13 protein-coding genes are annotated in these 13,277 nt (G+C 72.1%); 5 read left to right on the forward strand and 8 right to left on the reverse strand.

All coding sequences use genetic code 11. From position 1 onward, the window contains the following. Positions 1-376 precede the first annotated feature (376 nt). Entirely contained in the window at positions 377-1,384 is a 1,008-nt protein-coding gene (locus tag ACFY3U_RS24615; RefSeq protein ID WP_387205807.1) for a hypothetical protein, read from the reverse strand. 255 nt (positions 1,385-1,639) lie between these two features. Here ACFY3U_RS24615 and ACFY3U_RS24620 point away from each other — a divergent pair, with 255 nt between their 5' ends. Then, positions 1,640-2,569 (forward strand): LysR family transcriptional regulator, encoded by a 930-nt coding sequence (locus ACFY3U_RS24620; RefSeq protein WP_387205809.1) that lies wholly within the window; start codon positions 1,640-1,642, stop codon positions 2,567-2,569. Positions 2,570-2,641: 72 nt separating this feature from the next. Here ACFY3U_RS24620 and ACFY3U_RS24625 read toward each other — a convergent pair whose 3' ends face one another. Continuing rightward, positions 2,642-4,072, reverse strand: coding sequence for a cellulase family glycosylhydrolase (locus ACFY3U_RS24625; RefSeq protein WP_387205811.1), 1,431 nt, complete (start codon positions 4,070-4,072; stop codon positions 2,642-2,644). A 366-nt stretch (positions 4,073-4,438) separates the two neighbouring features. Between ACFY3U_RS24625 and ACFY3U_RS24630 the strand changes: the two genes are divergently transcribed. Beyond that, positions 4,439-5,401, forward strand: a complete 963-nt coding sequence (locus ACFY3U_RS24630; protein ID WP_387205813.1) for a TIGR03557 family F420-dependent LLM class oxidoreductase — start codon at positions 4,439-4,441, stop codon at positions 5,399-5,401. A 307-nt stretch (positions 5,402-5,708) separates the two neighbouring features. After that, on the forward strand, positions 5,709-6,350 hold the full coding sequence (locus tag ACFY3U_RS24635; protein ID WP_387205815.1) for a GAP family protein: 642 nt from the start codon (positions 5,709-5,711) through the stop codon (positions 6,348-6,350). Positions 6,351-6,372: 22 nt separating this feature from the next. Here ACFY3U_RS24635 and ACFY3U_RS24640 read toward each other — a convergent pair whose 3' ends face one another. The 6 genes from ACFY3U_RS24640 to ACFY3U_RS24665 all read right to left on the reverse strand — a co-directional run bounded on the left by ACFY3U_RS24640 (position 6,373) and on the right by ACFY3U_RS24665 (position 11,769). Next, a complete protein-coding gene (locus tag ACFY3U_RS24640) occupies positions 6,373-7,173 on the reverse strand; it encodes an endonuclease/exonuclease/phosphatase family protein (protein ID WP_387205817.1) in 801 nt (266 codons plus the stop codon). A gap of 4 nt (positions 7,174-7,177) precedes the next feature. Next, positions 7,178-8,671 (reverse strand): phosphatase PAP2 family protein, encoded by a 1,494-nt coding sequence (locus ACFY3U_RS24645; protein WP_387205818.1) that lies wholly within the window; start codon positions 8,669-8,671, stop codon positions 7,178-7,180. 78 nt (positions 8,672-8,749) lie between these two features. Then, positions 8,750-9,751, reverse strand: coding sequence for a YihY/virulence factor BrkB family protein (locus ACFY3U_RS24650; protein WP_387205820.1), 1,002 nt, complete (start codon positions 9,749-9,751; stop codon positions 8,750-8,752). Continuing rightward, on the reverse strand, positions 9,744-10,751 hold the full coding sequence (locus ACFY3U_RS24655) for a diacylglycerol/lipid kinase family protein (RefSeq protein WP_387205822.1): 1,008 nt from the start codon (positions 10,749-10,751) through the stop codon (positions 9,744-9,746). Before ACFY3U_RS24655 ends, ACFY3U_RS24650 begins: the two co-directional genes overlap by 8 nt. A gap of 203 nt (positions 10,752-10,954) precedes the next feature. Next, positions 10,955-11,533 (reverse strand): Clp protease N-terminal domain-containing protein, encoded by a 579-nt coding sequence (locus tag ACFY3U_RS24660; RefSeq protein ID WP_387205824.1) that lies wholly within the window; start codon positions 11,531-11,533, stop codon positions 10,955-10,957. Beyond that, positions 11,533-11,769 (reverse strand): helix-turn-helix domain-containing protein, encoded by a 237-nt coding sequence (locus ACFY3U_RS24665; RefSeq protein WP_387205826.1) that lies wholly within the window; start codon positions 11,767-11,769, stop codon positions 11,533-11,535. The genes ACFY3U_RS24660 and ACFY3U_RS24665 overlap by 1 nt, the downstream gene beginning before the upstream one ends. 109 nt (positions 11,770-11,878) lie before the next feature. Between ACFY3U_RS24665 and ACFY3U_RS24670 the strand changes: the two genes are divergently transcribed. Further along, entirely contained in the window at positions 11,879-12,442 is a 564-nt protein-coding gene (locus ACFY3U_RS24670; protein ID WP_387205828.1) for a TetR/AcrR family transcriptional regulator, read from the forward strand. After that, on the forward strand, positions 12,439-13,263 hold the full coding sequence (locus ACFY3U_RS24675) for an oxidoreductase (protein ID WP_387205830.1): 825 nt from the start codon (positions 12,439-12,441) through the stop codon (positions 13,261-13,263). The genes ACFY3U_RS24670 and ACFY3U_RS24675 overlap by 4 nt, the downstream gene beginning before the upstream one ends. Positions 13,264-13,277: the final 14 nt, after the last annotated feature.

A 13,277-nucleotide genomic window follows, 5' to 3' on the forward strand; every position in this document is an offset into this window, starting at 1 on the left:
AACCCGGGGGGGGGGGGGGGGGGGGTGGGGGGGGGTGGGGGGGGGGGGGGGGGGGGGGGGGGGGGGGGTGTGGCCGGGGGGGGGGGGGGGCGGGGGGGGGGGGGGGGGGGGGGGGGTGGTTGTGTGGGTTTTGGGGGGGGGGGGGGGGGGGGCCCCCCCCCCCCACCGGTGGTACGACGGACCTCAGCTCGCGGCGCAGCTCGCCGCGCGGCGGAGCCCGGCAGGTGCCGGCGTCCGGCGCGAAGCTGGACGCCGGAACGACGACGTGCGCAGATCTGCGGCGCCGCATGATTCCAGACGCTGCCCCTGCGGGTAACTGGTGCGTGGTTCCCGCCGGGTCCACTCACCACCAGGTGTGGCCTGCCTTCGGCAGGTGTTACAACACGGTGTTGTCGAAGCGGCAGCGTCCGCCGTGGACGGGCCACGCCTCCCTCACGTTCACCCAGGGCTCATATGCGCTCAACACCGTGATGAGGTACCCCATGGAGGTGTACATGCAGTTACCCGCTCGCCGGACCCAACCGGCGCTGGCGTCGAAGAGGCCGAGGGCGATTCTGGTCTGGAACTTGTAGTAGATGTAGGTGCCTTGTGTCTCGGCGGAGCCAGAGAGCTTCACCTCGCCCGCGGCTTTGGCATTCTCCCTTCCCGCCTCACCACCGACGGTCAACTCGGCGGCGCCGGTCAGCTTGGTGGGGTCGAAGAACGTGATGTCGACGTCGCAGCGCAGGTACCAGTACTCTCGGTCGCCAACGGTCTCAGGGTACGAGCTGCACGCCTCGCCCTGTTTCTTGCTGGTGGTGTAGGTCCAGAGGGTGGGCACCCCGGGGGCCATGTTGACGGAAAGCTCGCTGAAGTAGCCCTTCTGGAGCTTGCCGATCGGGTCCTCGACGAAGGCCAGGTTCATCTTCAAATCAGCCAGTTTGTAGCGGACCCCATTAGTGGTGACGTAGAGCGAGTCCGTGAGCAGGCCCGAGTTGGTGGCCAAACGCGGCGAGTAGTAGTACGGTACGTAGACCGTCCAGACCTCGCTTCCGGCCACGGAGTAGTCCGGGTGCCGCATCTGGTGGACCACAGTGTAGATATAATGGTTGATGCCCCATTTGACTGTCGTTCCGGTTCGTTCAATCACAAATCTCTCAAGAGTGTGGTTGTCGAACCATCCGCGGTCGATGCGCTCCGGCGGGCAGCCGAAGTATCCGTCCCCCGCCAGGTATCCGGAGGGGATGTTGCCCGGTGTGCCCAAGTTGCCGGCGTAGACGCCGCTAGCCACTGTGATCCGGTCGGCACTGTTCCGGTTGGTTTCGCAGTGCACGACGGGCGCGGCGGCGTCGGCCGGACCCGAGTCGACGACGACCAGCGAGAAAAGCGTCAGGACCAGCGCCATCACCCCGCGCAGTGCCCTGGACGGGCTGGTAACCACGGTCTTCCGGCCCGAGGATGGGCCGTGACGGCGCCTTGACAGGCGTAGCGACATTCTGACTCCTGGGGGTGTCGAGGTGCCCCGCGAGGGTTCGGGGTCGGGCAAAATCCTGTCCTGCCTGCACCGCCGGATCCAATGCCGACCCGGTCCCCCCGATGGGGGATCCGAAGGTGATGGACCGGACCGGCGACCCGGCGACGGTCGAGGTAGGCTGCCTCCGTGGAGCTGGAAACGCGCCACCTGCGGTACTTTCTGGCCCTCGCCGACGAACGCAGCTTCACCAGGGCTTCGGCCCATCTGGGCATCGCCCAGTCGGCTCTCAGCACCCAGGTGCAGCGCCTCGAACGGCACTTCGGCGTGCCGCTGGTCCAGCGGGGAGGTCGACGCCTCGTCCTCACCGCCGCGGGCGAGGAACTCGCCACCCAGGCACGGTTGATCCTCGCCACCATACGGGGCGCCGAGAAGTCCGTCCGCGCCCAGGCCGACGTCGTCGTGCTGCGCGTGGGCTGCCACCGGTCGGCCTGGTGGCCGCACGAGGTCACCCGGGTGGTCGAGGAGCAGGCGTCCGGGTTGCGGGTCCAGACGGAGACCCTCGACACCGCGGACGCCGTCCGCCAACTGGCCGAGGGTCGGCTGGACCTGTGCGTCGGCGCCGACTTCCCGTTCCTGCCATTGACCCCGGCCGCTCCGCTGCGCTTCCGGGAACTGCTGCGGGAGCCGGTCTGGGTCGCCGTGCCCGCCGGGCATCCCCACGCCCACGCCGACCTGGTGCCCCTCGCCGCGCTCACCGACGACGACTGGCTGACCCAACCGTCCGGCTCGTACCTGCGGCGCGGCCTGGAACGGCTCTGCCAGGACGCGGGTTTCGCACCTCGGATCCTCGCCTGTGGCGAATCCTGGGACCTGTCGATACTGCTCGCCCAGGGCCGAGGAGTGACGCTCTGCTCACCGCTGGCGACAGCCTCCGACGGGTTCGTGATCCGTCCCACGGCACCCCTCGCATGGCGGCGCATCTTCGCCGCCTGGCGTCCCGAGGCGGTGGACGACCGGTCCGTGGACGTCGTCGCGGCCGCGGTCCCGAGCCTGCACGACCAGTACGCCGCACGGGTTGCCGGGTATCCCTCCGAGTTCCGCACCACACCGGGTTGACCCGCCCATCGACGTACGCACGATGCGGTGGCCGGGTCCGTGCGGACCCGGCCACCGGTGGTACGACGGGCCTCAGCCGGCGGTGCAGGTCACCGCGGGGACCGGGTTGCTGCTGCCGTTCCAGCTGGCGATGAAGCCGAAGGTGGTGCTGGCGCCGGCGCCGACCTGGGTGTTGTAGTCGACGTTACGGCCGGTGTACGTGCTGCCGCTGTTGGTCAGCGTGGTGCTCCACGACTGGCTGATCGTCTGGCCGCCGGTGAAGGTCCACCGGGTCGACCAGCCGTTCAGCGGCGTCGCGCCGGCGGTCACCGTGATCTCAGCCTGGAAGCCACCCTGCCAGCTGTTGACGATCTTGTAGCTGGCGGTGCAGCCGCCGCTCGGCGGGGGCGGGGTCGAGCTGGTGGACGGGCTCGGGCTGTCCGTCGGGTTCGGGCTGTTGGTCGGGCTGGGGCTGTTGGTCGGGCTGGGGCTGTTGGTCGGGCTGGGGCTGTTGGTCGGGCTGGGCGGGGTGGTGCCGGCGTAGACCGACGCCTCCTTGGCGGTGGCCTTGATGCCGTTGGCGCCGTTGAAGATCCGCTGGCCCCACCAGGTCAGCTGGTTGGGGTTGAAGCCGGTGGCCATGTCGAGGTACTCGACGCCGCCGCCGTTGCCGCTCCACGACCAGCCCAGGTAACCGATCCCGTTGGCCTGGGCGTACGACATGATGGTGTCCTCGTCCGGGTTGCCGTCCGAGTGGTTGAAGCCGAACTCGCCGACCACGATCGGCAACCCGGCGCTGCGGAACCGGCCCAGGTAGTCGGTGATCTCCCCGGCGGTGTCGAAGACGCCGTACATGTGGATGTCGAAGACGGTGTTGCGCTGCGGGTCGGCGTTGAACACGGTGGACGCGTTGTTGCGCATGGTGAACGACCAGTCCTGGCCCCAGTTCGGGCCGTCGACCAGGATGGTGTGGCTGAGGCCGCCGGCCCGCAGCTTCTTGATCGCGTTGGCGGTGTCGTTCGTCCAGGCGCCGTAGTTCTGGTTGCCGTACGGCTCGTTGCCGATGTTGATGATGACGTACTTCTCCTGGCCCTGCAGGGCGCTGGCGATGCTCAGCCAGTAGTTGGCCGCCTTGTCCAGGGTGGTGGCGGCGCCGTCCTCGCCGTAGCCGGTGGTGTCGTGCGCCTCCAGCACGCAGATCAGCTTGTTCTGCTTGCACAGCGAGATGACGTTGGCGACGTCGGCGGTGTCGTTCTTGGCCCACCGGTCGCCGGTGGCCAGCACCACCCGGACGGTGTTCGCGCCGAGGGCCTTGATGTTGGCGAGGGAGGAACTGGTGTACTGCGGGTACCAGGTGTGCGCGTGGTTGACGCCGCGCATCACGAACTCGTTGCCGTTGGCGTCGTAGAGCCGGCCGTTGGAGACGGAGAATCCGGCCGCGGCGTGCGCCGGCTGGACGAAGGCGAAGACGGCCGCCAGGACGGTGAGCAGCGCGGCGCCGGCGACGGTGAGTCGCTTTCTCATGGGCTTTCCTCAGGGGGAAGTCGACCCCGTGCCCTGGCGGGGTCGTGGTGATGGTGGTGACGGTGCGACGACTGCAGCCCGACAGCCGCCGCCTGGCTCCCTGGCAGCGCGAGCTCAGCCTAAGCCGCCGAAAATCGGAAAGCAACCGGTTAAGTTCATCGACCGTTGGCCGGACAGTCCTGTGGCGGCCCACGCCGACCGTGGGCCGCCACAGGGGCGATCATCCCCACCACAGGATGTGACGCCACCGGCTGAACCGGTTAAGCCCGGACACTAACCCCGGCATCGGGCCGCCGTCAAGAGGCGGTTGGCGACGGGCGGCTCGGGGTACCGGTGCACGATCGACGGACGAGAGGGGAATCCAGGATGGTCAGCGTCGGCTACACCCTGATGTGCGAGCAGGCCGGCCCGAAGCAGTTGGTCGACCACGCGGTGCGGGCGGAGGCGGCCGGCTTCGACCAGCTGGTGATGTCCGACCACTACTACCCCTGGCTGGACGCCCAGGGCCACTCCCCGTACGCCTGGTCGGTGCTCGGCGCGGTCGCCCACGCCACCAGCCGGGCCGAGCTGATGTCCTTCGTGACCTGCCCGATCCGCCGCTACCACCCGGCCGTCGTCGCGCAGAAGGCCAGCACGGTCGGGGCGCTGTCGGACGGCCGGTTCACCCTGGGCCTCGGCGCCGGGGAGAACCTCAACGAGCACGTGGTCGGCGGCTGGCCGCACGTGCAGCAGCGGCACGAGATGTTCGAGGAGGCGCTGCAGATCATCCGCCCGCTGCTGCGCGGCGAGACGCTGACCTTCTCCGGCAACCACTTCGACGTCCCCGAGGCGTACCTGTGGGACCGGCCGGAGCGGCCCGTCCCGATGGCCGTCGCGGCCTCCGGGCCGTCGTCGGCCGCGCTCGCCGCCGAGTACGCCGACGGCCTGGTCTCCACCGAGCCGGACCCGCACATCATCCAGCTGTACGACGACGCGGGCGGCGCCGGCCAGCCCCGCTACGGCCAGGTGGCGATCTGTTACGGCCCCGACGAGGCGGAGTGCCGCAAGCTGGCGCACGAGCAGTTCCGCTGGTTCGGCACGGGCTGGAAGGTCAACGCCGACCTGCCCGGCCCCGAGGCGTTCGCCGCCGCCACCCAGTTCGTCCGCGAGGAGGACGTGGCCGAGGGCATCCCCTGCGGCCCGGACGTCGAGCGGCACGTCGAGGCGTTCGCGAGGTTCGTCGACGCCGGCTTCACCCACGTGTCGATCGTGCAGGTCGGCGGGAACACCCAGCCGATGTTCCTGGACTGGGCGCAGGAGCAGCTGCTCCCCCGACTCCGCGCGCTCTGAGCCGGACCGGGCCGATCGCCGCCGCCGGGTGGGCCGATCGCCGCCGCCGGATTGGGCGGCGATCGGCTCCCTGCTCGACCCGACTCTGCAAGGGTGACCTGATGCGCATCGGCAACACGGAGGTCCGGCCCGTCGGCGGCGGGCTCGGCTGCCTCCTGATGATCCTCTTCTCGATCCTCGCCTCGGTGGTGCTGACGGTGCTGCTCAACGTGGTCCTCTGACGCCGGGCCGCCGCTGATCGCCGGTTGTTCCGATTCCGGGGCCCGGCCTGCCTCCGCGCGGCGACAATGGGCGCGGAGGGAGGCCGATGAACCTGCTGACCGTCCTGCCGCTGGTCGTGGTCATGATCGCCGGGCCGCAGCTGATCAGCGCCGTGTTCCTGGCGGCCAGCCGCGACCCGCGGCGCAGCTCGGTGGCGTACCTGGCCGGCGCCGCGCTCGGCATGCTGATCGGCCTGACCATCTGGTACGTGGTCTTCCACGCGGTGAAGGGGGCCGCCGGTGGCGGTGGCGACAAGGACAGCAGCTCCCGGCACCTGATCGACTGGATCGTGCTGGCGCTGCTGATCGTGCTGATGGTGCTGGTCTTCCTGCGCCGCGGCAACAGCCAGCCGCCCTCCTGGATGCGGAAGCTGGAGGACCCGCGACCCGGTTTCGCCTTCGGGCTCGGGCTGCTGCTGTTCCTCGCCATGCCCAGCGACGAGGTCACCATGGCGTCGGTCGCCGGCAGCCTGGCCGGGCACGGCAAGCCCTGGTGGCACCTGCTGCCGTTCCTGCTGCTGACCCTGGTGCTGCTGGCCCTGCCGCTGCTCGCCCTGCTGGTGCTGGGCCGCCGGGCCACCGAGGCGTTGCCGAAGGTGCGGGACTGGTCGAACGCCCACTCCTGGATCATCAGCGAGCTGGTCATCCTGATCTTCGTGGCGATCGTGGTGTCCGACCTGGCGAAGTGACGGCCGTTCGGCGCCCGCGCGCTCAGCCGGGGCCGAGGGCGAGCTCGGCGACCACCGGGTAGTGGTCGGAGGCGGTGTCCGCGTCGCCGCCGCGCACCACCTCCACCCGGGTGGCCAGCGCGGCGAGCGGGGCGGTCGCCAGCAGGTAGTCCAGCCGCATGGCGGCGAACTCGGCGCCGCCGAACCGGGTGGGCACGGTGAACCCGTCCCGCTCGCCGCCGCCGGAGGCCGCCCAGAGGTCCGTCAGGCCCGCCGCCAGCCGGGCCACCGCGCGGGTGTCGACGGTACGGCCGTCCCGGCGCAGATGCCGACGCCGGTACGCCGCGGGCAGAGTGGCCAACCGGGCGGCGTGGTCGACACCCGGTTCCAGCGTGTTGAGGTCGCCCGCGACCAGGGCCAGCGGCCCGGGGGCCCGCCGGACGGCCGCCGCGAGCCAGCCCGCCTCCAGCCGCCGCCGCCCACCACGGTACGGGTACAGATGGGTGCTCAGCACGGTCAGCGGGCCGGCGTCGGTGGCCAGCAGCATCCCCTGTGCGGCGTGGTGGAACGGCCGACGCACCGGGCCGGCGGCGAGCACCCGCCACGGCGGGCGGACCAGCACCGCCACCGGCTGGCCGAACCAGGAGCGGGCCAGGTGGGGCGTCATGCCCACCCGACCCGCCACCTCGGCCAGCAGCCCGCCGCGGTCGAAGCCGCGCAGCTCCTGCAGGGCCAGCACGTCCGGCCGCTGCTCGGCGACGACCCGGACCACCGCGTCCAGCCGGTCAGGGCCGCCGCGGTCCCGCCCACCGGTACGGATGTTCCAGGTCATCACCCGCAGCATGGTGTCACTCGGCCCGGGCGGCCTTGGCCAGCTCGTCGTCCAGCTCGTCCACCTGCTCCGACTCGATCGCCGGCTGGTTGCCCTGGTGCACGTCGGCGTTGGGCTTGACCACCCAGTACAGCAGCCCGATCCAGAGGGCGCTGAGCAGGATCGCGCCCATGAAGTCCGTCGGGTGGTGCATGCCCCGGTACATCCGGGAGGTGGCCACCCCGACCGGCATGATCACCGCCATCGCCACGAACAGCCAGCGCCACCACCGGTCGGTGCGGGCGAACACGATGATGGCGATCGCCGACCAGATGCAGATGGTGGCCGCGATGTGCCCGGACGGGAAGGACGAGGTGGGCATCTGCCCGTCCAGGTTCTCCACGGCCGGACGGGGGCGCTCGACCACCCGGGCCGAGGCGAGGAAGAGGGTCAGCTCACCGATCATCGCCAGCGCCACGAAGAGCACCGGCCGCCAGCGCCGCCAGATCGCCAGCACCAACGGGCAGAAAACAAGCGAGATCAGCAGGATCGCGTGGGTGTCGCCGAACTTGCTCCACCACCAGCTCAGGTCGGTGAGGGTGTCGGTGTGCCGGGCGGCGAACCACTCCGGCACGTCGGTGTCGAGGGTGTCGAAGAAGGTGCCCTTGGCGTGGTAGCTGACGTACATGCCGAAGCCGTAGAGCGCGCCGAAGACCAGCACCCAGCCGACCAGCAGCTCCGCCACCGCCGAGCGCGGGTGCTCCAGCAGGTGCTCCTCGTCCGGCGCGGGGGAGATCTCGTGGCCCGCCTCCGGCTCCAGCCCCTCGGACAGCGGCGGCACCGCCTGGCCGCGCTCACGCCGCCAGAGCCGGAACGCGTACGCGGTGACGCCCAGCCACACGGCGCCGAGCAGCCACCCGGCGAGCACGTCCGAGACGAAGTGGACGCCCAGCGCGATCCGGGTCAGGCCGATCAGGGTCACCAGCACGGCGACGATGGCGATGGCCGGCTTGCGCCAGCGCGGCGCCATGGCCGGCAGGAAGACCAGCAGCAGCGCACCGTACGCGACGAACGAGCCGAGCGCGTGGCCGCTGGGGAAGCTGTTGCCGGGAGCGCTGGCCACCGGCACGTCGACGACCGGACGCAGCCGCCCCACGATGGCCTTCAGCGACGGGTCGAGGATCAGGCCGCCCACCCCGGTGATGATCAGGTAGACCGCCAACCGGGGCTGGCGGCGGATCAGGAGGCCGACGACGGCGATGGTGACCAGCCAGATCAGCACCGGCCGCCCGCCCAGGTCGGTGACCGCCTGGAGCACGGTGACCAGCGCCTTGTGCGGGGCGACCAGCCCGTTGAACCACTCCGCCGTCTCGTGGTCGGCGTGGTAGAGCGGGCCCCACTTGAACCGCACCAGCATCAGCAGCAGTCCGAACGCGACGCCCGCGCCGGCGATCACCACCAACCCGGCGATACTGCGTCCGGCGAAATGGCCGAGCGGCCGTCGGGCCGTAGTCTCCTTGACCGCGGTCACCCCGCACCTCCCTTGTCTTCTGGCGAGGCGCAGTACCCTGGCGGCGTTCCGCGTACACGCGGCACCGGCGCGCCGGGTCTAGAGCGCGGTCATCTCGCCGGTGTCCAGCAGCTCCGCCCGGTCGGCCTCGGGCTCCCACAGGTCCGGTTGGGCCGGCTCCGGCACCCCGATCCGCATCGCCTCCAGCTGGGCGGCGAAGGCCAGCCCGCCGAAGAGCGCCATGCCGGTCAGGTTCGCCCAGAGCAGCAGAGCCATCATCGCGGTCAGCGCCCCGTAGGTCTGGCCGAAGCCGCCGCTGTAGCGCACGTAGCCGGCGAGCAGCACGCTGGCCAGCCACCACAGCACGATGGCGATGCCGGCGCCGAAGAACAGCCAGGACAGGCCGGGCTGGTTGCGTCGGGGCGCGTGCCGGAACAGCACGGCCACCGCCACCACGGTCAGCCCGAGGCTGAGCGGCCAGCGGACCACGTCCCACACGCCGTTGGCGACGTCGCCCCACTCGTAGTGTCTTCGTACCGAGTCGCCCACCGCGCCGCCGCCGACCAGGATCAGGAAGCCGGTGAGGGCGGGCAGGCCGGCGGTCACCGCGAGGACGGCGGCCCGGACGTACTTGGGGATCGCCGGGCGGTCCCGCTCGACGCCGTAGATCCGGTTCGCGCCGCGCTCGATCTGCGCCATGGTGGTGGTGAGCGCCACCAGACCGGTGAGCAGACCGAGGGTCAGCGCCAGCTCGCCGGCCCGCTCGGTGCGCTCGCCCTCGCCGAGCAGCTCCTGGACCACCGACTCGCTCTGCCCGGGCGTGAGGGCCAGGACGGTGTCGGCGACCACCTGGCCGCCCTCCTCGACGCCGAGGTTGGTGATCAGACCGGTCAGCGCGATCATGAACGGCACCACGGCGAGGCAGAGCTGCAGGGCGAAGGCCCGCGAATGGCTGAACCCGTCGCCGTAGCGGAACCGGACGAAGGCGTCCCGCAGCAGGCACCAGCCGCCGTGGCGGCGCAGCGTACGCCAGGCGTCGTCGGCGGAGAGCTCCTCGGTCGCCATCAACCGGGTCTCGGGGACGAGCCGGGTGCTACTCACGGCGCGCCTCCTCCACCAACCGCTCCCCTCGCTTCGCCGCCGCGTCGGCGTCGACCGACAGGTCCGGGTGCTGCTCGGGCCGCGGTACGCAGAGCCAGAGCGACTGCGGCCGGATCTCCGCCGTCAGGTCGGCGCCCGGGTCGATCAGGTCGCCGTCCAGCTGGCGCGGCTGCGGCCGGTTGCTGGTGATCTCGACCTTGCGGGCCCGGTGGACCTCCATCCGGGGCACGCTGCCCCGGCGGCGCATCAGCGCCCAGCCCATCGCCACCCAGTGGCCGAGGGTGCGCGGGGTGAGCACGGCGACGTCGAGCCAACCGTCGTCGGGCTCGGCGTCGGTGAGCAGCCGGACCCCACCCTGCAGCCGGCCGACGTTGGCGATCAGCACTGAGCGCGCCCGGCGGCGCATCGGCGGCTTGTCGTCGACCCGGATGGTGAGCCGCATCGGCCGGTCGCGCAGGTGCTTGGCGGCGCCCACGACGTAGGCCGGCCAGCCGATCCGCGCCTTGGTGGTCTCGGAGGTGGAATCCAGCATCTGCGCGTCGAAGCCCATCCCGGCCATCACCGCGAAGTACTGGTCCCCCACCTGGCCGACGTCGAGCTTGCGCATGCCGCGCTCGACGGCGACCTCCAGGCCGGCGGCCAGGTCGTTGGAGAGGCCGAGGTTGGCGGCCAGCAGGTTGCCGGTGCCCTGGGGCAGCACGGCCAGCGCCGTGTCGGTGCCGACCAGCCCGCTGACGCAGGCCATCACGGTGCCGTCGCCGCCGCAGGCGAAGACCACCTCGGCGCCGTCGGCGACGGCCTGCTCGGTCTGGCCGCGGCCGGGGTCCTCGACCGTGGTCTCGTGCCACACCGGGGCCGGCCAGCCGGCCGCCGCGAGGGTGTCGTCGACCGTACGACGGAACTCGTCGAGATCGGTCACCTTGGCGGGGTTGACCACCACCGCCGAGCGCGGCGCGGCGTTCTCAGCGGTCACCGGGCGCTTGTGCTCTCCACCATCCACGGCGCAAGTGTGCAGCAACTCGGGCCGCCCAGCGAGTCGACGGGGCGGGACGTTGCCTGTGCCGCAATCAGGTTTGGGCGCAGGCGCCACCGCCAGGGCACCCGGGCCCCCGCTCAGGCGCCACCGCCGGCCACCCGGGCCGCCCCTGCCGCCGCCGTGCCGTCCGGTGGCGCGGCGGCGGCAGCCCCCGTGGGCGGTCTCGCTCAGGCGGTGGTACGCAGCGCGAGCTCGACCCGTCGTCGCAGGTCGTCCAGGTCCGCGCCGGCCTCGGTGAGCACCTGCGCGCCGAGCCCGCCGCCCTCGCGCAGCAGCCCGAGCAGGATGTGCTCGGTGCCGATCTGCCGGTGGTGCAGCCGGAGCGCCTCGCGCAGCGACAGCTCCAGCACCCTCTTCGAGCGCGGCGAGAGCGGGCCGCCGAGCTGCCGCCGCCGGCCCCAGCGCCGGCGCGGCCCCGGCGTCGCCTCGCGCAGCGCGTCCGGGCCGAAGGACTCCTCGATCCGGGCGACGATGGCCGCCAGGTCGATGCCGATCTCGCGCAGCGCGGCGGCGTCGGTCTCGGCGAGGCCGGTGCCGCCGGCCGCGGTGTGCCGGCGGATCCGGACCCGCAGGTCGTCCACGCCGATCCCGGCCTCGGCGAGCAGCCGGGTGGCGAGCGCGTCGGGGTCGGCGAGCACGCCGAGCAGCAGGTGCTCGGTGCCGACCGGGCGCTGGCCCTCGGCCCGGGCCTCCTCCAGCGCCCGCCGGACCACGGTGCGGGCCCGGTCGGTGAACCGTTCGAACATCACGCCTCCCAGGTTCCTCTGACCGCCGGTCGCCCGGCGTGCTTCTTGTGGACCGCCTGCCGGCTGACCTCGAGCGCCTCGGCGATGTCCTGCCAGGACCAGCCCTGCCGGCGGGCGTTGTCGACCTGGACCACCTCGAGCCGTTCGAGCAGCCGGCGCAGGGCGAGCACCGCCCGCAGCCCGACCTTCGGGTCGGTGCTCCCGGCGTCCGCCGCCAACTTCGTCGCCTGACTCATGCTGTCAATCTACATTGACGCCGTCCGCGCGTCAACCAATGTTGACAGCGTAGGCGAGAGTGACCGCCGACACCTTGACGTACTGACATTCTGTGCAAAAATTGTCAGCATGTCGAACGAACGGCTGGACACCATCCTCACCGCGGCCTACGAGTGCTTCACCCGGCACGGGGTACGCCGCACCACGATGGACGACATCGCGGCCACCGCCGGTATGTCCCGTCCCGCCGTCTACCAGTACGTCCGGAACAAGGACGACGCCTACCGCCGGCTCGCCGAGCGGCTGTTCGCCGGCTCGCTGGCCGAGGCGCGGGCCGCCGCGGCCGAGCCCACCGGCTCCACGCAGCAGCGGTTGCACGCCGTGCTCGCCGCCAAGCTCGACCTCACCCTGCGGCTGCACCGGGACAGCCGGCACGCCGCCGAGCTGCTGGACACCAGCACCAGGCTCACCGGCGACCTCGCCGAGGCGTACACCCGGGAGCTGACCGACGTGGTGGCCGGCGCGCTGGCCGACGCCGCCGGGCCGCGGGCCGGCGCGGTGGCCGACGTGCTGGTCGCGCTCACCCGCGGCCTGGAGGCCGACCTCACCGACCCCGACCTGCCCCGGCAGCGGCTGCGCGACGGCGTCGCGCTGGTCGTCGCCGGGCTCACCCACCCAGGAGACCCCGCATGACCACCGTCCTGATCACCGGCACCTCCTCCGGCATCGGCCGGGCCACCGTGCACCGGCTGGCCCGTCGCCCGGAGCTGACCGTCTACGCCACCGCCCGCAAGGTGGAGGCGATCGCCGACCTGGCCGCGGCCGGCGCCCGGCTGCTGCCGCTCGACGTCACCGACGAGGCGTCCATGCGTGCCGCCGTCGCCGCGATCGAGGCCGAGCACGGCCAGGTCGACGTGCTGATCAACAACGCCGGCTACGGCGAGTACGGCCCGATCGAGGAGGCCCCGATGGACCGGGTCCGGGCCCAGTTCGAGACCAACGTCTTCGGGTTGAGCCGACTCACCCAGCTGGTGCTGCCCGGCATGCGCCGGGCCGGCCGGGGCCGGATCGTGAACATCAGCTCGATGGGCGGCCGGCTGGTATTCCCCGGCGGCGGCTACTACCACGCCAGCAAGTACGCCGTCGAGGCGATCTCCGACGCGCTGCGCCAGGAGGTCCGCCCGTTCGGCATCGACGTGGCGATCGTCGAGCCGGGGCTGATCCGGACCGGCTTCGGCGCGGTGGCCGCCGAGTCGCTCGGCGCCGGGGCGGACCCGGCCGGGCCGTACCGGGCGATGACCGCGTCGGTGGACGCGTCGATGGCGAAGTCGTACGCCAACCCGGCGCTCGCCGCCACGCCGGACACGGTGGCCCGGGTGATCGAGCGGGCGGTCACCGCCCGCCGCCCCCGCACCCGCTACCTGGTCACCGCCGCGGCCTGGGCGATGGTGCACACCCGCCGGCTGCTCGGCGCCCGAGCCTTCGACGCGGTGAACCGGCTGCAGTTCCGCTGAGCCCGGCTCGCCCG

The organism is Micromonospora sp. NPDC000089 (genome assembly GCF_042899365.1).
Lineage (GTDB): Bacteria > Actinomycetota > Actinomycetes > Mycobacteriales > Micromonosporaceae > Micromonospora.